Source organism: Qingshengfaniella alkalisoli, assembly GCF_007855645.1.
Lineage (GTDB): Bacteria > Pseudomonadota > Alphaproteobacteria > Rhodobacterales > Rhodobacteraceae > Qingshengfaniella > Qingshengfaniella alkalisoli.
On record NZ_CP042264.1, the window covers coordinates 117,211 to 134,055 of the forward strand.

Annotated in this window: 19 protein-coding genes; 12 read left to right on the top strand and 7 right to left on the bottom strand. The window is 57.8% G+C overall.

All coding sequences use genetic code 11. From position 1 onward, the window contains the following. Positions 1–200 precede the first annotated feature (200 nt). Together FPZ52_RS15565 and FPZ52_RS15570 are read left to right on the top strand one after the other, a co-directional pair. Positions 201–815 carry a TetR/AcrR family transcriptional regulator gene (locus FPZ52_RS15565; RefSeq protein ID WP_146366542.1) on the top strand — a complete coding sequence of 205 codons (615 nt, stop codon included), beginning with the start codon at positions 201–203 and terminating at the stop codon, positions 813–815. Beyond that, the gene (locus FPZ52_RS15570; protein ID WP_146366543.1) at positions 812–1,792 is read left to right on the top strand and encodes a zinc-binding dehydrogenase; all 981 of its coding nucleotides are present in this window, start codon (positions 812–814) and stop codon (positions 1,790–1,792) included. The genes FPZ52_RS15565 and FPZ52_RS15570 overlap by 4 nt, the downstream gene beginning before the upstream one ends. Before the next feature lie 189 nt (positions 1,793–1,981). On the opposite strand, the gene FPZ52_RS15575 is transcribed toward FPZ52_RS15570, so the two are convergent. Further along, positions 1,982–2,842 carry a DMT family transporter gene (locus FPZ52_RS15575; RefSeq protein ID WP_146366544.1) on the bottom strand — a complete coding sequence of 287 codons (861 nt, stop codon included), beginning with the start codon at positions 2,840–2,842 and terminating at the stop codon, positions 1,982–1,984. A 116-nt stretch (positions 2,843–2,958) separates the two neighbouring features. Between FPZ52_RS15575 and FPZ52_RS15580 the strand changes: the two genes are divergently transcribed. The 3 genes from FPZ52_RS15580 (at position 2,959) to FPZ52_RS15590 (ending at position 5,099) form a co-directional block, all read left to right on the top strand. Beyond that, on the top strand, positions 2,959–4,347 hold the full coding sequence (locus FPZ52_RS15580; RefSeq protein WP_146366545.1) for an aminotransferase-like domain-containing protein: 1,389 nt from the start codon (positions 2,959–2,961) through the stop codon (positions 4,345–4,347). 99 nt (positions 4,348–4,446) lie between these two features. After that, entirely contained in the window at positions 4,447–4,695 is a 249-nt protein-coding gene (locus tag FPZ52_RS15585; RefSeq protein WP_146366546.1) for a type II toxin-antitoxin system Phd/YefM family antitoxin, read from the top strand. Then, a complete protein-coding gene (locus tag FPZ52_RS15590) occupies positions 4,695–5,099 on the top strand; it encodes a type II toxin-antitoxin system VapC family toxin (protein ID WP_146366547.1) in 405 nt (134 codons plus the stop codon). The genes FPZ52_RS15585 and FPZ52_RS15590 overlap by 1 nt, the downstream gene beginning before the upstream one ends. A 432-nt stretch (positions 5,100–5,531) precedes the next feature. Here the strand turns inward: FPZ52_RS15590 and tdh are convergent, their stop codons facing one another. The 4 genes from tdh to FPZ52_RS15610 all read right to left on the bottom strand — a co-directional run bounded on the left by tdh (position 5,532) and on the right by FPZ52_RS15610 (position 9,017). Next, positions 5,532–6,557: an L-threonine 3-dehydrogenase gene (tdh, locus tag FPZ52_RS15595; RefSeq protein WP_146366707.1), complete on the bottom strand. Its 1,026-nt coding sequence runs from the start codon at positions 6,555–6,557 to the stop codon at positions 5,532–5,534. 11 nt (positions 6,558–6,568) lie between these two features. Beyond that, positions 6,569–7,765: a glycine C-acetyltransferase gene (locus tag FPZ52_RS15600; RefSeq protein WP_146366548.1), complete on the bottom strand. Its 1,197-nt coding sequence runs from the start codon at positions 7,763–7,765 to the stop codon at positions 6,569–6,571. Positions 7,766–7,843: 78 nt separating this feature from the next. After that, positions 7,844–8,401, bottom strand: a complete 558-nt coding sequence (locus FPZ52_RS15605) for a helix-turn-helix domain-containing protein (protein WP_146366549.1) — start codon at positions 8,399–8,401, stop codon at positions 7,844–7,846. A 97-nt stretch (positions 8,402–8,498) separates the two neighbouring features. Further along, complete coding sequence (locus FPZ52_RS15610; protein WP_146366550.1) at positions 8,499–9,017, bottom strand: CBS domain-containing protein; 519 nt, start codon at positions 9,015–9,017, stop codon at positions 8,499–8,501. 87 nt (positions 9,018–9,104) lie between these two features. Between FPZ52_RS15610 and FPZ52_RS15615 the strand changes: the two genes are divergently transcribed. Further along, complete coding sequence (locus tag FPZ52_RS15615; RefSeq protein ID WP_146366708.1) at positions 9,105–9,290, top strand: hypothetical protein; 186 nt, start codon at positions 9,105–9,107, stop codon at positions 9,288–9,290. Positions 9,291–9,348: 58 nt separating this feature from the next. On the opposite strand, the gene nqrM is transcribed toward FPZ52_RS15615, so the two are convergent. Continuing rightward, a complete protein-coding gene (gene nqrM, locus FPZ52_RS15620) occupies positions 9,349–9,585 on the bottom strand; it encodes a (Na+)-NQR maturation NqrM (RefSeq protein WP_146366551.1) in 237 nt (78 codons plus the stop codon). Positions 9,586–9,603: 18 nt separating this feature from the next. Further along, positions 9,604–10,530, bottom strand: a complete 927-nt coding sequence (locus tag FPZ52_RS15625) for an FAD:protein FMN transferase (RefSeq protein WP_240804506.1) — start codon at positions 10,528–10,530, stop codon at positions 9,604–9,606. 273 nt (positions 10,531–10,803) lie between these two features. Here FPZ52_RS15625 and FPZ52_RS15630 point away from each other — a divergent pair, with 273 nt between their 5' ends. Genes FPZ52_RS15630 through nqrF form a run of 6 tightly spaced genes read left to right on the top strand, consistent with a single transcriptional unit; the run spans position 10,804 to position 16,647 of the window. After that, positions 10,804–12,147, top strand: a complete 1,344-nt coding sequence (locus FPZ52_RS15630) for a Na(+)-translocating NADH-quinone reductase subunit A (protein ID WP_146366552.1) — start codon at positions 10,804–10,806, stop codon at positions 12,145–12,147. 4 nt (positions 12,148–12,151) lie between these two features. Further along, a complete protein-coding gene (locus tag FPZ52_RS15635; protein WP_146366553.1) occupies positions 12,152–13,351 on the top strand; it encodes an NADH:ubiquinone reductase (Na(+)-transporting) subunit B in 1,200 nt (399 codons plus the stop codon). Continuing rightward, a complete protein-coding gene (locus FPZ52_RS15640; RefSeq protein WP_146366554.1) occupies positions 13,344–14,153 on the top strand; it encodes a Na(+)-translocating NADH-quinone reductase subunit C in 810 nt (269 codons plus the stop codon). Before FPZ52_RS15635 ends, FPZ52_RS15640 begins: the two co-directional genes overlap by 8 nt. Then, entirely contained in the window at positions 14,153–14,806 is a 654-nt protein-coding gene (locus tag FPZ52_RS15645) for an NADH:ubiquinone reductase (Na(+)-transporting) subunit D (protein ID WP_146366555.1), read from the top strand. The genes FPZ52_RS15640 and FPZ52_RS15645 overlap by 1 nt, the downstream gene beginning before the upstream one ends. Beyond that, the gene (gene nqrE, locus FPZ52_RS15650; protein ID WP_146366556.1) at positions 14,806–15,414 is read left to right on the top strand and encodes an NADH:ubiquinone reductase (Na(+)-transporting) subunit E; all 609 of its coding nucleotides are present in this window, start codon (positions 14,806–14,808) and stop codon (positions 15,412–15,414) included. Before FPZ52_RS15645 ends, nqrE begins: the two co-directional genes overlap by 1 nt. A gap of 12 nt (positions 15,415–15,426) precedes the next feature. Further along, a complete protein-coding gene (gene nqrF, locus FPZ52_RS15655) occupies positions 15,427–16,647 on the top strand; it encodes an NADH:ubiquinone reductase (Na(+)-transporting) subunit F (RefSeq protein ID WP_146366557.1) in 1,221 nt (406 codons plus the stop codon). Positions 16,648–16,845 lie beyond the last annotated feature (198 nt).

Genomic DNA, 16,845 nt, shown 5'->3' on the forward strand with positions numbered 1-16,845 from the left:
GATAACGCAGGGGGTAACGCCTTGCCGACTTTCTGTGGCTTGGGCTGCCGATGAGCATTCTTGCGGGTGTCGTAATGGTTCAGCTGGCCCCGATTTTCCGACCACTCCAGTGGATGCGCGCATCAAGTGCAGAGAAGTGAAGTCGAAAAATGGACCGAATGACTACTAGACAATCGGTCTATTTTTCCTAAATGCCTTGTATGGCATATCCACGCAAAGCTGATCAGACCCGGCAGAAGATTCTGGACACAGGCCGACATCTCGTCGTGGCCAAGGGTTTTGGCGGGGTTGGCCTGTCGGAGCTTCTGAAGGAAAGCGGGGTGCCGAAGGGGTCGTTTTACTATTACTTCCCGTCGAAAGAGGCTTTCGGCCACGCAATGCTTCGCGACTATGTTGTCGACTATTTGGCGCGGATGGATGCATTGATTGAGCGGGATTTGACGGGGGCGGATAAGCTGATCGCTTTCTGCGCAGCCTGGATGGATGACGAACGGCAAGCGGGGCTCGTCAGCACCTGTCTGGTCGTGAAGCTTGCGGCGGAGGTCGCGGATCTGTCCAATGATTTGCGGCAGGTGTTGGATGAAGGCGTCAACGCGTTGATTGCCAGGCTTGCGACGATCCTGCGCGAAGGTCTGAATGACGGGTCCGTAATGTCACATGGTGACCCCGACGCGGCAGCACGGGGGCTTTATGCTCAATGGCTCGGTGCGGCCATTCTATCAAAGCTCTCGCAAGACCAGGCACCGCTTGAAAGAACACTGAATGACACTAAAGCGCGACTGATATCCGGCGCGCAGAAAGGCAAAGACCAATGAAAGCTGCAATCCACGATAGATTTGGCGAACCCAAAGATGTTCTTGAAACACGTGATGTCACGGCGCCCACCCCTGCCGCGGGTGAGGTTCTGATCAAGACCATCCTGTCGCCCATTCATAACCATGATCTTTGGACCATCCGTGGAAACTACGGCTATAAGCCCCCTCTACCCGGGGCAATCGGCGGGTCCGAAGCCGCCGGAATTGTCGAAGCCGTGGGCGAAGGCGTCGAGGTGTCGCTTATCGGTCAACGCGTTGCGGTAGCGGGTGTCCACGGCACTTGGGCAGAGTACTTCATCGCACCTGCCGGAGCTTTGCTGCCCTTGCCGGATCAAATCTCGGACGAGATGGGCGCACAACTTATCGCGATGCCGTTTTCGGCGATCTCGCTGCTGGAAACGCTGAAGGCGGAAAAAGGCGATTGGATCATCCAAACGGCTGCCAACGGCGCTGTGGGGCGCATCATGACCGTTTTGGCGAAGGCCCGCGGGGTCAACCTGCTGAACCTCGTGCGTCGGAACGAGGCTGCGGTGGACCTGCGTGATGCGGGTATCGAGAATGTGCTGTCGACCTCCGCCGCTGATTGGATCGAACAAGCCCGCACTATCATCGGAGAAGGGCGGGTGATGTCGGCCATCGATTCCGTGGGCGGTGACACTTCCGCAGATCTGGTGGACCTGTTGAGTCAGGATGGCGAACTGGTCGTGTTCGGCACCGCGACCGGAGCTCCGATGCCGCTGTCATCCGGCGCGCTGATCATGAAGCACATCACCGTGCGTGGTTTCTGGGGCGCACGGGTCAGTGCGGATATGGCCCCCGATGATCGCACGCGTTTGATTACGGAGTTGGTGACCCTCACGATGGGCGGGCAGTTGGTGCTGGAAACGGGCGGAGTCTTTGGCCTCGATCAAGTGACGGATGCTGTTACCGCAGCGCTGACTCCGGGCCGTGCAGGGAAAGTAATGCTGAAGCCCTGATAGGGCAGGTGGGCTGGACCTGGGCCAAGTTTGACGCGTACCGATTTATTACCCGGTGCGCGTCGGGCGTGTGTGATCGCATTTCTGGCGGTGCGCCTCCACGCTTCGCGCGTCGACAGCGAATAGATCACATGTCCAAACCAGAAGGGCGAGTAGGATTCTTTGCATCGGGTTCTCCTTGTCTCGTGTTCATGCAAAACGCTTGGTTGCGGCGACGCACATCACCACCACCGCGGCACAGATCATCATGGATGACGCGACGGGCTCCTTCAGGACCAAACCGGCAAGTGCGAGACCCAGAAATGGCTGCATCAGTTGCAGTTGCCCCACTCCCGCTATGCCGCCCAGGGCCAGACCGCGATACCAGAAGACGAAACCGACCAGCATGCTGAACACCGCCACGTACCCAAGGCTCAGCCAGCCCGAGACCGTAACGCTTTTCAGATCTGTTGGCATGGTCAGCGCCATAAGAAGTGTCATGACGGGCAGTGAAAGCATCAGCGCCCAGCTGATCACCTGCCATCCACCCAAGCGACGTGAAAGTGCGGCACCTTCGGCGTAGCCTAGCCCGCAGATCAGGATTGCTGCAAACATCAGCAGATCGCCCTGAACTGATCCCGATCCGCCCTGCGACGCGGCAAAGCCCGCGACCGTGAACGCACCAAGCAGCGAGAACACCCAAAATGCCGGCCGTGGATTTTCCCCGCCTCGCAGCATGCCAAACACTGCGGTGGAAACCGGAAGCAGTCCAATGTAGATGATCGAATGCGCAGCCGTCATATTCTGAAGGGCCAGCGCGGTCAGTAGTGGAAAGCCAATAACAACGCCCACAGCAACGATCACCACAGATATGGCATCGCTGCGTAAGGGTCGCGATTGCTTCAACAGTGCCAAGCATAGTCCAGCAAGCCCTGCAGCTATCACCGCGCGGGCTGATGTCAGAAACAGCGGGTCGAACTGCCCTACCGCGACGCGCGTGGCAGGAAGCGAACCGCTGAAGATCGCTACCCCGACCATTCCACTGGCCCAGCCTGCAAGCCTGTCATCCATTGCTATCACCCTTCGTTTTTATCTCGATAGGGCAGACGGATTGTGAGAGACAGGGACAATCCGATACAATCAAGCCAAACTGTATGGATAAAGGTAACCATACGGTCGGAGAGCATATGCCAGACACAGCGACGACCAAGACCGAACACATCATGCAGGTCATGCGCGACAAGCTCGCCAGCCGTGCATTAAACGCCGGTGACAGGTTACCCTCTATCCGACAGTTGGCGACGGCAATGAACGTCTCGCCCTCAACAATTGTCGAAGCCTATGATCGTCTGGTTGCGGAAGGGCTTGTGCGGGCGCGACGCGGCGCCGGGTTTTATGTGTCGGACACAAAGCTACCGCCGCTAAACATTGCGGATATGGGCAATGAACGTCCGCGCGACATCGATCCGTTCTGGGTCTCGCGTCAGTCCTTGGACGCCCGTGAAGGTATGCTTCAACCGGGGTGCGGCTGGCTGCCCGAAGATTGGATGCCGCAGGACGCATTGAGAAAGGGGTTGCGCCAGCTGGCGCGCGCAGACGATGCAATTCTGACGAACTATGCAAATGCGCATGGGTCGCAGAAATTGCGGCGGTATCTGCTCGGCCGGTTTGCCGAGGAGCATCTGCCTGTATCTCTGGAGCAAATTATGTTGACAGGGTCGGCTTCTCAGGCTCTGGACCTGATCTGCCGGATGCTGCTTAGACCGGGCGACGCGGTGCTGGTCGATGATCCGGGGTATTTCAACTTTCACGCGCTGTTGCGTGCCCACCAACTTCGCGTGATCGGGGTGCCACGCAAGATGGATGGGCCGGATCTGGACGCCTTTGCAGCCGCGCTACGGGACGCGGCGCCGAGGCTCTACGTGACAAATTCTGCGTTGCACAATCCGACGGGGATGGCATTGTCACCTCAGATTGCCCATCGGCTGCTGTCGTTGACCGCTGATCATGATGTAACCATCGTGGAAGATGATACATTCGCCGATCTCGAACCAGAGCCTTCGCCGCGCCTTGCTGTCCTAGACGGGCTGAGCCGTGTGTTGCGTATCGGCGGTTTCTCCAAGACATTGTCTGCCTCCGTTCGCTGTGGCTACATAGCGGGCCGTCAGGACTGGATCGAAAAGTTGGTTGATCTTCAGGTTGCCACGAGCTTCGGCGGTCCGAGCCCTGTTGCGACCGAGCTTTTGAGCAGCGTGCTGATCGGTGGTGGTTATCGGCGCCATTTGTCTGAACTGCACACACGGCTTGCCGCGGCACGTAAGCGGGAAACGAAAAAGCTGGCGCAACTGAACATCCGTCCGTGGTCGGACCCACGCGGCGGTTTCTACCTGTGGTGCGAGTTTCCGGACGATATCGATACCGGAGAAATCGCCAGGCGATGCGTCACTGATGGCGTAGTCCTGGCCCCGGGAAACGTGTTCAGCCCCTCGCGATCCGCGATCCGGTTCATGCGGTTCAACGTTGCCCAGATGAACAACCCGAAGGTCTATGTTGCACTGGAAAAGGCGATGACATGAGCGTCGGCGATTACCTGGGCCGCTGCATCTGGGTCGTTGACAGAACAGAACAAAGACTCCATATCTATCTAGACAGGTAGCTAGCCAGAAGATTGCGCTATGTGGAATGTTCAAGACGCCAAGAACAAGTTCAGTGCGGTTATCGACGCGGCGCTCGCTGGAGAGCCGCAGGAAGTGTCGCGCCGCGGCAAGCCGACCGTTGTTGTGCTGTCGGTTACGGAATATTTGCGACTACAGCAGGCGGCGAAGCTCCAACGTGGAAGCTTCGTGGATCATTTGTTGACCTTCCCTGCCGACGCACCAGATATCGCACGGGCGAAGGTGCTCCCTCGTGATGTCGAATTCTAGTGTTCATCCTTGATACGAATGTGATTTCGGCCTTGCGCCGCCCGGAGCGCGCGCAACCTGTGGTCGCGTGGCTGCAAAGGCAGGCGGAAGATGATCTGTTTCTGAGTGCGGTCACGATTGGCGAGATTGCGCGCGGTATCGACCAGCAGTCTCGCGTGAACCCTGATTTTGCTTCGGATCTACAGCAATGGCTTGACCGCACGTGCCAGTTGTTCTCGGATCGTATTCTGCCTTTTGATTCAGACGCGGCACTGATTTGGGGCCGGCTGTCCGCACAAATCGGCCATGATGGGGCGGATCTGATGATTGCGGCGACCGCTATTGCACATCAGGCAACGGTCGCGACTCGTAATGTGAAGGATTTCTTGCCAACGGGTGTCGCGCTGCTGAACCCTTTTGAATGACAGTGCCCTCGCCTTTTTCAGCGGAAGCCAAATTGGAAGGTGGCCGCTTCTTACCTGAGGCCATTGAGATGAAACCGGAAGTTCAGTGCGTGCGCCGGAGGGATGGCAAATGGCGGGAACTGCGAGATTCGCGACAGGATAACTAACGATAAAAACAAGATTCGCCTGAAAAGAGTGATGGGCTAGGGCTGTTGCAGCATTCGTGGTTGGCGAAGTATTCAAGGCCGAAATCTTTGCGCTAACCGGCGAGGCGGCAGCCGATATGGGCGGGATCGTCTGGTGTCCCTCCGCAACCCGGACTATCTGACTTATATCGGCGCGCTTTTGGTGTGTCGGGCATTGATACGACGTGATGCTCGCATGAATTGACAGATGAGGGACATCGTTCGCGACGACCTCCTGAACAGGTCCATTTGGCTTCCGCGCCGGTCGTCAGGTCCAGTCGAGTACCACCTTGCCACTTGCTCCGCCGCGCATCTCGTCAAAGCCATCAGCGAAATCAGTAGCTTTGAACCGGTGGGTGATGACTCTGCGTACATCCAGCCCATTCTGAAGCATCGCAATCATCTTGTACCATGTCTCGAAAATCTCTCGCCCATATACACCTTTGATCGTGATCGCCTTGAATACGATGCGTGACCAGTCCACCGGGGATTTCCCGGGGGGGATGCCTAGCATAGCGATACGCCCCCCCATGACCAGCGCCTCTACCATCTGATCAAGCGCGGGTTGCGCGCCGGACATTTCGAGCCCAACATCGAAGCCCTCCCTCATCTTCAGCCGACCAATCACTGATCCGAGATCCTCGTCCCTTGCGTTCACGGGGACGACATCAGCAACACGGGACGCAAGATCCAACCTGTCTTGGTTCAGGTCGGTGATCACGACGTTGCGCGCGCCCACGTGCCGCGCAACGGCCGCAGCCATGATACCGATAGGTCCGGCACCGGTGATCAGAACATCCTCCCCAACCAGATCGAAGGACAGAGCCGTGTGCACGGCATTTCCAAGCGGATCGAGGATCGCGCCGATTTCGTCGTCGATTTCCGCTGGCAAGGGGACGACGTTGAAGGCAGGCAGCCGCAGGTACTGCGCGAAGGCGCCTGGTTCATTCACGCCGATGCCTCTTGTCTCTGGGTCGAGGTGAAACTTCCCTGCGCGGCTTTGGCGCGAATGCTTGCCGATCAGATGCCCCTCGCCAGAGCAACGTTGACCGATATGGAGATCCTCGACATTTTTACCCATATCCACGATCTCGCCCGCGAATTCATGCCCGGTTATCAGAGGAACCGGGACGGTCTTCCGTGCCCAGTCATCCCAGTTCCAGATATGCACGTCAGTCCCGCAAATGCCGGTCTTGTTGATCCGGATCAACACATCGTCCGCGCCGATTTCCGGCACAGGGCAATCCTGCATCCACAGCCCCGGTTCGGATTTGGCTTTCACCAAGGCCTTCATCGTGTTCTGCATCAGATCACTCCGGTTGACTTTCCAGCGGCTTCGAATGCCGCCAACGCGATATCCAGATCCTTGCGGCTCAGGGCTGCGCTCATCTGCGTGCGCACGCGGGCTCGGCCCTTGGGTACGACCGGAAAGAAGAAGCCCGGCGCGTAAACGCCCTGTTCGAACAACGCGGCGGAGAAACGCTGAGCAGTCGTCGCCTCGCCCAGCATCACGGGGATGATGGGGTGCTCGCCGGGAAGCAAAGTGAAACCACGATCCGCTAGCCCCTTGCGCCAGAAACTCGCGTTTTCGAACAATCTTTCCCGCAACCCATCCTGGTTTTCTGCAATGTCCAGTGCTGCCAGCGAGGCCATCAGGATCGAAGGCGGCAAAGCGTTGGAAAACAGGTAGGGCCGCGCGCGTTGGCGCAGCAGATCAATTGCCGGTTGTGGTCCGGCGACATAACCACCGAGCGCGCCGCCGAGCGCCTTACCCAGAGTCCCCGTCAATATGTGGACGTCATCCGTCACCCCGAAGTGATGCGGCGTGCCGCGTCCCTGCGGTCCCATGAACCCCGTCGCGTGACAGTCGTCGACCATCACCACCGCGTCGTATTGACGTGCCAGCGCCGCAATGTCGGGCAGTTTCGCCAGATAGCCATCCATCGAAAACACACCGTCGGTTGCGATCATGATGTGGCGTGCCCCGTCCGCACGAGCGGCTTTCACCTGATCCTCCAGCGCGTCCATGTCCGAGTTGGCGTAGCGGTAGCGCTTCGCCTTGCACAACCGGATTCCGTCGATGATCGAAGCATGGTTCAGCGCATCCGAGATGATCGCGTCTTCGGCGGTCAGGAGAGGTTCGAACAACCCGCCATTCGCGTCGAAACAGGCGGCAAACAGGATCGCGTCATCCTTGCCCAGATAGGCGGCTATGCGGTTTTCCAGCTGGTGATGCAAATCCTGTGTCCCGCAGATAAACCTGACCGAGGCCATCCCGTAGCCGTGACTGTCGATTGCCGCCTTCGCCGCATCACGCAGCGCAGGGTGATTGGCCAGACCCAGATAATTGTTTGCCGACAGGTTGATGATGTCGCGCTCGTCAACCGTCACATGCCCCGATTGCGGCGATGTAATCAGCCGCTCTGCCTTGGTCATCCCTTCCGCCTCAATCTTGGAAAGCTGCGCGGAGAGGTCAGTCAGAAATGCCGATGCGTGGGTCATGCTATCCTCCGTTTGAACGAAGGCTGCCACGACTCATCTCAAAATGTCAATATGACGGATTATTTCCGTTATAATGGATTAACTATCCTGAACGATCAGCAAGGCCCGCGCCGGATGCTTACCTGCATGGATGCTGTGATGGCGGTCGGCGAGGTAACGAGCGGTGTCACCAACCGCAAGCAGCACCTCGTCAGATCCTGATCGCACTGTCAGACTGCCTTCGAGCAATGTCAGGCTCTCACGACACCCGGCTCCGTGCGGATCACTGTCAAGCTCACCGTCGGAAGCAAAGTTCAGATCGTAAACCTCGTGCTCACCAACCGCTTCGGGAGGGCTGAGGATGCGGATACGCACGCCTTTGGTTGTTTCGATGGTGGGCGCGTCATCTGCTCTGATCACATCAATTCCTGATTGCGCCTTGTCCCCGATCAGCCCCGCAAAATCCACGTTCAGTGCCTGTGTCAGGTTCCAGAGCGTGGCAACGGTCGGGCTGGACTCGCCACGCTCAATCTGGCTGACCATGGATCTGCTGACGCCCGACAGCTTGGACACAGCGTCAAGGCTTAACCCCTTGTCCTTGCGGGCCGATTTGAGCTTCGCGGCGAGGCGTTCGTGAATGTCGCTGTCATTCTTCATGAGCGCACAAATGGTACCTGCCTTATATCTTTCAGCCAAATGCATTCTGCCTTCGGCCTTGCCGACCTGCAGATGCTCCCCCTGCACAGTCCAGTCGTCAACCGACGATCAACTGCTTGAGTTGCAACGCTTCCTGTTCGAGTTGCGTCAGGCGATAGTTGATAACGTCACCGATGGAAACTATCCCTACCAGTCCAGCGTCATCTACAACTGGCATATGACGAAACCGCCCGACGGTCATGCGATGCAATACGGATATCAGTGTCTCCCCAACCGTGCAGGTTTCGACCTTAGTGGTCATAACCTCTTCGACGCGGTGGGGTAGCGTACGACCGGGTGCATCGGCCAGTTTCCGCACGATATCGCGTTCAGACAAGATACCCAAAATGGCACCGTTCGCGTTCGTTACCACGACCGCGCCGATGTCGTGATCTCGTAATACCTCGACGATGGTGCCCAATGTCGCTTGTGGACGCACCGTCACCACACCAGCCCCTTTGTGACTTAGTACGTGCTGGACCTTAGGCATTTCGACCGCGAGGTTGGTCGCAACGGTTTGACTGTGACCGGACGTGTCCATGTCGTCCTTTCTTACATGAGGTCTGTAGGTGACCATGTCCGTTGCTCCTCTATTGAATGATCCGATTATATCATGCCAAGGATCGTAAGCCTGAATCGGTTCCAATGGGAGAATTTGTTTTCGTTGCCTGACTTTATGCTTTCGTCGCTGACGGCGACCATCATCTTCGTGGCAGGCTGCCTGGCCGGGATGCAGTATCGGCGGGTCTGGAAGGCCGAAGGGCCGCGCTGGCAGTTGTGGGTCTTTGGAATTGTAGCTGGTGCCGCGTTTCTGACCGTTGGTTTCATACCGCTAGCCGGTGCCAACTGAATACAGAGCGGCGCCTGCCGGACGCCGTTCTGAAATTGCTCTCATTCCAGCGAATTATTCAGGCTTCAACGCCCGCACGTTCAAGCATCTTTCGGGCACGCGGACATTGAAGGCGCTCACGCAGCGGGCTGTTGGGATCGATTTCCTTGTTGCAGACCAGACATTGATCCGCATCGGCAATCGCGTTGAGCCCGCCGCAGCTGCCCTTGATCGTCTTGCCCTTCATGATGACACCAATCGCCATTCCGAGCATGATCAACATGAGCAGACCGAAGGCGAACAGAAACGTCGTCATGAGGAGCGTCTTTCGTGATTAAGCTTGCAGTTGCGCGTAGCGGCTGGACGGTTTGGCAACAAACCGCATCTCGGTCGAATCGACATCGCGCTCGATGAACAGCACAGCGAGGTCGCGGGACTCAGCGATTTCCATGCCGTGCTCACGACCCAGAAGCAGCATCGCTGTGGCCCAGGCATCGGCAAGCATGGCGTTATCGGTCAGCACGGTCGTCGCCGCGGTTGTGTGAGTGATCGGTCGGCCAGTTGCAGGGTTGATGACATGCGAATAGCGGGTGCCGTCCTGCTCGAAATAGTTCCGGTAATCACCCGAGGAGGCCATCCCCATATCGGAAACGCCGATCACCTGAGCAAGGTCATGCCGCACGTTATCGGGCTTTTCGATGCCGATCTGCCAAGGCATCCCGTCCGGGTTCAGGCCGGACGCATATAGATCGCCGCCGATTTCAACCATGTAGTCGCGCAGACCGAGGGCCTCGATTGCCGAAGCCACCTGATCCACGCCGAAACCTTTGCCGATTGCGGACAGGTAGATTTCCGCGTCAGGTTGAGTCTTCTGCAAAGAATTGTTGTTGATACGCAGGGACTTGGCTTGACCCGAGGTGTTCAGCGCCGTCTGAATGGCCTCTTCTGTGGGAACTGCCGTACCGGTATGCCCGGCGCCAAAACCCCAAAGATCGATCAGTGGTCCAACAGTGACGTCGAACTGGCCCTGGCTGGCTTCGTGGACGTCCTGCGCGGCGTTCATTACATAGGCGAGTTCGGGCGAAACAGCGACGGGATCTGTCGATTTACTCGCATTGAAGCGCGAGATTTCCGAACGCGGATCCCAGTTGGACATACCCGCGTTGACGTTTTGGAGGCTTGCCTCGATCGCGTGGCCCAGGTCCGCATTGTCCAGCGTCCGCGTCCGGTCTACGGCGACGACGTTATATGTGGTACCCATGGTTGCGCCGGATGCCGAAACAGTCTTCGAGCCAAACTTGCATGCCGCCAACAGGATCGGCGACAGAAGGAGTGAGCGACGTGAGATTGTGGTCAATTCGGGCAAGTTATGGCCTCCGGAAGCATTTGGACGGACTCTATCCGTCTTTTGCGACGGTATCTGTGCGACATTGCGGCGCGATTCAACTGAAAATATGCCGCAATTGCAAGATTTCGGGTTTTGTCTGACGCTTTTGGACTGCATAAAGCGGAAAAAATTCAGGAAGACGCTCTCGTGAATCATTTCGAGTTACGAAAAGGGCTGGATGTTCCTGTGTTGGGCGCGCCCGCGCAAAGCATCCAGAAGGGTCCGGCCGTGCGGACCGTGGCTATACTTGGGGACGACTATATCGGCCTCAAGCCGCGGTTGTTGGTCGAGGAAGGCGATGTTGTGGGGGCGGGTGCTCCTGTTCTCGCGCACAAGGATATGCCGGATGCGCTGATTACATCGCCTGTGTCCGGTCGGGTCAAAGCCATCAATCGCGGCGCGCGGCGCAAGCTGATCAGTGTCGAGATCGAAGTCGATGACTCTGCCGCGCCCGCCATCGACTTTTCCGAGGTCGGCGACATCGCCACAGCCGAAGGACTGACCGAGCGACTTTGCGCGGCAGGTTTGTGGACGTCTTTCCGCACGCGGCCCTACTCGAAAGTGCCCAGCCCCGCGACCCGGCCGGCGGTAATTTATGTAACGGCAATGGATAGTGAGCCGCTTTCGGCCGATCCGGCAGTCATCATCGCTGAAGAGCCGGATGCATTCTTAAAAGGCCTGACGGCGATTGCGTCGCTGTCTGAAGGGAAGACATATTTATGCGTCGCGCCAGACGCGGATATCCCGGGCACCGATGCTCCGGGGGTAGAGGTCGCAGCATTTTCGGGGCCGCACCCCGCTGGTCTGGCCGGAACGCATATGCATTTTCTGGAACCCCCGAGCGCGTCCAAGATCGTCTGGACCATCGGCTACCAGGACGTGATTGCCATCGGCCGGCTTCTGGCAACCGGCAAGGTCGATATGTCCCGCGTCGCCGCTTTGAGCGGCCCGCTCTGTACCCGTCCGCGTCTGGTCCGTACTGTTGCGGGCGCGTCAATGGTGGAACTGACCGAAGGCGACGTTTCGGCAGATGTGCCGGTGCGTATGATTTCCGGATCGATTCTCAGCGGACGGGCAGGGGAGGGGCCGAGCGCGTATCTTGGCCGATATGCCCGTCAGATCACGCTGATTGAAGAAGACGACAAACAGATCCCGATGGGATGGATACGTCCTATGCCGTCAAAATTTGCAATCCAGCCGGTGCTTGGATCTGCATTTTCCAAAAAGCTCTATTCACTGACGTCGAACCTCAACGGCGGTCGCCGCGCGATGGTGCCGACGGGAACCTTCGAGGAGCTGATGCCGCAGGATTTCCTGCCGACACAGCTTTTGCGCGCGCTGCTGGTGATGGATACCGATCAGGCGCAGGCGCTTGGGGCGCTGGAACTCGATGAGGAAGACCTCGGTCTGGTTGGCTTCGCCTGTCCGGCAAAATATGAATATGGCCTCGCCCTCCGCGACAGCCTGACCAAGATCGAGAAGGAGGGATAACCCTTTGGGTCTTAAAAACTTTTTTGATCGGATCGAGCCGAACTTCGTAAAAGGCGGCAAGTATGAGAGGTATTTCCCTCTCTACGAGATGGTGGAAAGCTTCCTTTTCACGCCGAAAACGGTCACGACCGTTGCTCCGCATGCGCGATCCTATGTCGATATGAAGCGGATCATGACCTATGTGGTCATCGCGACAATCCCCTGTATCATCATGGCCCTGTATAACACTGGCCTGCAGACCAACATGGCGATCGCCGAACATGGACCGTCGGGCTGGCGGGCAGGGCTAATCGGTGCTCTCGGCATCGGGTACAGTCCGGCCAATCCGATTGCGAACATGCTGCACGGGTTACTTTATTTCCTGCCCATCTACATCACGACACTGGTTGTGGGCGGTATCTGGGAAGTGATCTTCGCGACCGTGCGACGGCATGAGGTCAACGAAGGGTTCCTCGTGACCTCGATGCTTTACACGCTGATCCTGCCGGCCAGCACGCCGCTATGGCAGGTCGCGCTTGGCATTTCCTTTGGCGTTGTCATCGGCAAGGAAGTCTTCGGCGGTACCGGGAAGAATTTCCTCAACCCGGCGCTGACGGGTCGGGCGTTCCTGTATTTTGCCTATCCCGCGCAGATGTCAGGTGACACGATCTGGACGCCTGTTGACGGCTTTTCCGGTGCGACGGCACTGGCCGTATCGGCATCGGATGGCTACCAGAATCTTGTGACCCACGGCATTTCATGGATGGATGCCTTTGTTGGCACGATTCAGGGTAGCTTGGGCGAGACATCGACCGTCGCCTGTCTGCTGGGCCTCGCCTTCCTGCTGGTCACCAAGATCGCGAACTATCGCATGGTGGTAGGCTGCCTGGGCGGTATGATCGGCTTTACACTGCTGCTCAACGTCATCGGTTCCGATACCAACCCGATGTTCGCGATGCCGTGGTATTGGCATCTGGTCGTCGGCGGCTATGCGTTCGGTCTGGTCTTCATGGTCACGGAGCCCGTTTCAGGGTCGCAGACCAATCTGGGCCGCTATATCTACGGCGCGTTGATCGGCTTCATGGTCGTGATGATCCGCGTCATCAACCCGGCCTTCCCGGAGGGCATGATGCTGGCGATCCTGTTCGGCAACGTCTTTGCACCGCTGATCGACCACTTCGTGGTTCAGGCCAATATCCGTCGGAGGGCGAAGCGTAATGTCTGAGCAACTCCCCGAAAACAAGGGTCCGGTCGCCCGCTTCCTCGCTTTGCCGCCGGATTCGGTGCCGAAGACGATCTTCGTCGCTGTGTCCCTGTGTCTGTTAGCGTCGATGGTCGTGTCGGCTGCTGCTGTTGCGCTGCGTCCGCTTCAGGCGGAAAACCGTCTACGTGACAAGCAGGTTAACATTCTGCAAGTCGCAGGCGTTTATCAGGATGGTATCAATGTGGCCGATGCGTTTGCGTCGTTCGAGCCGCATGTGCTGGAACTGGCATCGGGCGATTTTGCCGATCAATACGATCCGCAAACCTTCGATGACCGCGCTGCTGCGGACAACCCTGAACTCTCCCATGTGCTGGCGGACGATCCGGCAGGGATCGGGCGTCAGGCGGATTACGTGACTGTCTACCTGCTGCGCGACGATGCCGGTGCGCTCGACAAGGTGATCCTGCCCCTGCACGGTTATGGCCTGTGGTCCACGCTGTATGGATACATCGCGCTGGAAGAGGACGGCAATACGATCTACGGGCTGCAGTTCTATGAACACGCCGAAACACCGGGACTTGGCGCAGAAGTCGACAATCCGCGCTGGAAGGGGCTCTGGCACGAGAAAAAGCTCGCTGATGAAAACGGTGACTTGCAGATTACCGTGGCGAAGACCGTTCCAGCCGCCGGACCGGAATATCATGTCGACGCGCTGTCTGGTGCAACCCTGACATCGCGCGGCGTGGACAGCCTCGTGCGGTTCTGGATGGGCGAAGAGGGCTACGCGCCCTTTCTTGAGAAATTGAAGGCCGGAGACATCTGATGGCTCAAACTCGCAGAGACATGCTGATCGACCCGCTGGTCGACAACAACCCGATTACATTGCAGGTGCTGGGGATCTGTTCGGCATTGGCCGTGACCTCCTCGCTGCAAGTGTCGATGGTCATGGCAATCGCGGTGATCTGCGTCACCGGCTTTTCGTCGATGTTCATTTCGGTTCTGCGCAACCAGATCCCCGGCTCGATCCGGATCATTGTGCAGATGGTGATCATCGCGTCGCTGGTGATCGTGGTGGATCAGGTGCTCAAGGCCTATGCCTATGAGATTTCCAAGACGCTTTCGGTCTTCGTCGGGCTGATCATCACCAACTGCATCGTGATGGGTCGCGCGGAAGCGTTTGCGATGAAGAATCCGCCCATCGCCTCTTTCGTCGACGGCGTCGGCAATGGGCTAGGCTACGGCCTGATCCTGATGCTGGTCGGCTTCATCCGTGAATTGTTCGGCTCGGGCAGTCTGTTCGGCGTCACGATTTTCCAGACCGTCAATAATGGCGGCTGGTACGTGCCCAACGGCCTCCTGCTGTTACCACCATCGGCATTCTTCGTGATCGGGCTTCTGATCTGGGCCTTCCGGACATGGAAGCCTGAGCAGGTAGAAGACCGCGAATTCCGCATTCAATCGGTTGAGGCGCATTGATGGAAGGTCTTATCTCACTCGCTGTTAAGGCCGTATTCGTTGAGAATATGGCGCTGGCCTTCTTCCTTGGGATGTGCACGTTCCTTGCCGTGTCCAAGAAGATCTCGACCGCCATCGGTCTGGGTATTTCGGTGGTCATCGTTCAGGCGATTACCGTGCCGACAAACAACCTGTTGTTGACCTATCTGCTGGCACCCGGGGCGCTGTCCTGGGCTGGGTTCCCCGAGGTCGATCTGACCTTCCTGGGGCTCATCTCCTATATCGGGGTGATCGCCGCGATGGTTCAGATCCTGGAGATGATCCTCGATAAGTACTTCCCGCCGCTCTACAACGCGCTTGGTGTGTTTCTGCCGCTCATCACGGTGAACTGCGCGATCCTCGGTGGCTCGCTGTTCATGGTGGAACGCGATTACAACTTCGCCGAAAGCGTGACCTACGGGATCTCATCCGGCTTCGGCTGGGCGCTGGCGATCACCGCGATGGCGGGCGTCCGCGAGAAGCTCAAGTATTCGGACATTCCCGACGGGCTGCAGGGTCTCGGCATCACCTTCATAACCGCGGGACTGATGGCCATGGCCTTCATGTCCTTCAGCGGCGTCAAGCTCTGAGGGGGAACTGACATGCTGACATTCACCCTTGGAATTGCCCTGTTCACGCTGATCGTTCTGGCCTTGGTCACGATCATCCTGGCCGCCCGCTCGCGGCTGGTGTCATCGGGCAACGTCAACATCACCATCAATGGCGAGAAGACGATTTCCGTTCCCGCCGGGGGTAAGCTGCTTCAGACGCTGGCGGAACAGAAGCTGTTCGTTCCATCGGCCTGCGGCGGCGGTGGTACATGTGCGCAGTGCCGGGTCAAGATTCACTCGGGCGGCGGGTCGATTCTACCAACTGAGGAAGGCCATATTACGAAACGCGAGGCGTCTTGCGGCGACCGACTGTCCTGTCAGGTTGCGGTCAAGCAGGACATGGATATCGAAGTCCCGGAAGAGGTATTCGGCGTCAAGAAATGGGAATGCGAGGTCATTTCCAATGAAAACGTCGCGACCTTCATCAAGGCGCTGGTTCTGAAACTACCTGAAGGCGAAGATGTGAACTTCCGCGCGGGCGGCTACATCCAGATCGAGGCGCCCGCTCACAAGCTGAGCTACAAGGATTTCGACGTCGAAGAGGAATACCGAAGCGACTGGGACAAGTTCAACCTGTGGCAGTATGAATCCACGGTGTCCGAGCCCATCGAGCGTGCCTATTCCATGGCCAACTATCCGGAAGAAAAGGGCATCATCATGCTCAACGTCCGGGTTGCCTCGCCGCCGCCGGGATCGGAAGGCATCCCGCCGGGCCTGATGTCGAGCTACATCTTCAACCTGAAACCGGGCGACAAGGTGACGATCTCGGGGCCGTTCGGTGAATTCTTCGCCCGCGACACCGAGAAGGAAATGGTCTTCATCGGCGGCGGCGCGGGCATGGCCCCCATGCGCAGCCATATTTTCGACCAGCTCAAACGGCTGAATTCGAAGCGCAAGATCAGCTTCTGGTATGGCGCGCGGTCCAAGCGCGAGATGTTCTATGTCGAGGATTTCGATCAGCTCGCCGCGGAGAACCCGAATTTCGAATGGCATGTGGCCCTGTCCGACGCCCTGCCCGAGGATGACTGGGAAGGCTATACCGGCTTCATCCACAACGTTCTGTTCGAGGAATACCTCAAGAACCACCCGGCGCCGGAAGATTGCGAATACTACATGTGTGGGCCGCCGATCATGAACCAGTCGGTCATCAACATGCTGCTCGACCTCGGTGTGGACCGGGATGACATCATGCTGGATGATTTCGGCGGATAGAAACTGCTCCGTGTCCCCTGAAGGTTGTTAACAGCAGGACCCGAAATTGCTTATTGCGGCAATTTCGGGTTTTCGCGCATCTGAGTTTAGGCAATCATGATAGATGCCGCCGGAGTTCGAGGTAACTAGCGGTTGCCGAGCCCAACCACATAGGACAATCGACACAAAAGTTTGTTATAGAACGGAAAAGTGGTTGCT

Excerpts from the sequence above, each read along its gene's own strand:
- FPZ52_RS15565 (WP_146366542.1), top strand. The coding sequence starts at position 201 with ATGGCATATCCACGCAAAGCTGATCAGACCCGGCAGAAGATTCTGGAC.
- FPZ52_RS15570 (WP_146366543.1), top strand. The coding sequence starts at position 812 with ATGAAAGCTGCAATCCACGATAGATTTGGCGAACCCAAAGATGTTCTT.
- FPZ52_RS15575 (WP_146366544.1), bottom strand. The coding sequence starts at position 2,842 with ATGGATGACAGGCTTGCAGGCTGGGCCAGTGGAATGGTCGGGGTAGCG.
- FPZ52_RS15580 (WP_146366545.1), top strand. The coding sequence starts at position 2,959 with ATGCCAGACACAGCGACGACCAAGACCGAACACATCATGCAGGTCATG.
- FPZ52_RS15585 (WP_146366546.1), top strand. The coding sequence starts at position 4,447 with ATGTGGAATGTTCAAGACGCCAAGAACAAGTTCAGTGCGGTTATCGAC.
- tdh (WP_146366707.1), bottom strand. The coding sequence starts at position 6,557 with ATGAAGGCCTTGGTGAAAGCCAAATCCGAACCGGGGCTGTGGATGCAG.
- FPZ52_RS15600 (WP_146366548.1), bottom strand. The coding sequence starts at position 7,765 with ATGACCCACGCATCGGCATTTCTGACTGACCTCTCCGCGCAGCTTTCC.
- FPZ52_RS15605 (WP_146366549.1), bottom strand. The coding sequence starts at position 8,401 with ATGAAGAATGACAGCGACATTCACGAACGCCTCGCCGCGAAGCTCAAA.
- FPZ52_RS15610 (WP_146366550.1), bottom strand. The coding sequence starts at position 9,017 with ATGGTCACCTACAGACCTCATGTAAGAAAGGACGACATGGACACGTCC.
- nqrM (WP_146366551.1), bottom strand. The coding sequence starts at position 9,585 with ATGACGACGTTTCTGTTCGCCTTCGGTCTGCTCATGTTGATCATGCTC.
- FPZ52_RS15625 (WP_240804506.1), bottom strand. The coding sequence starts at position 10,530 with ATGGGTACCACATATAACGTCGTCGCCGTAGACCGGACGCGGACGCTG.
- FPZ52_RS15640 (WP_146366554.1), top strand. The coding sequence starts at position 13,344 with ATGTCTGAGCAACTCCCCGAAAACAAGGGTCCGGTCGCCCGCTTCCTC.
- FPZ52_RS15645 (WP_146366555.1), top strand. The coding sequence starts at position 14,153 with ATGGCTCAAACTCGCAGAGACATGCTGATCGACCCGCTGGTCGACAAC.
- nqrE (WP_146366556.1), top strand. The coding sequence starts at position 14,806 with ATGGAAGGTCTTATCTCACTCGCTGTTAAGGCCGTATTCGTTGAGAAT.
- nqrF (WP_146366557.1), top strand. The coding sequence starts at position 15,427 with ATGCTGACATTCACCCTTGGAATTGCCCTGTTCACGCTGATCGTTCTG.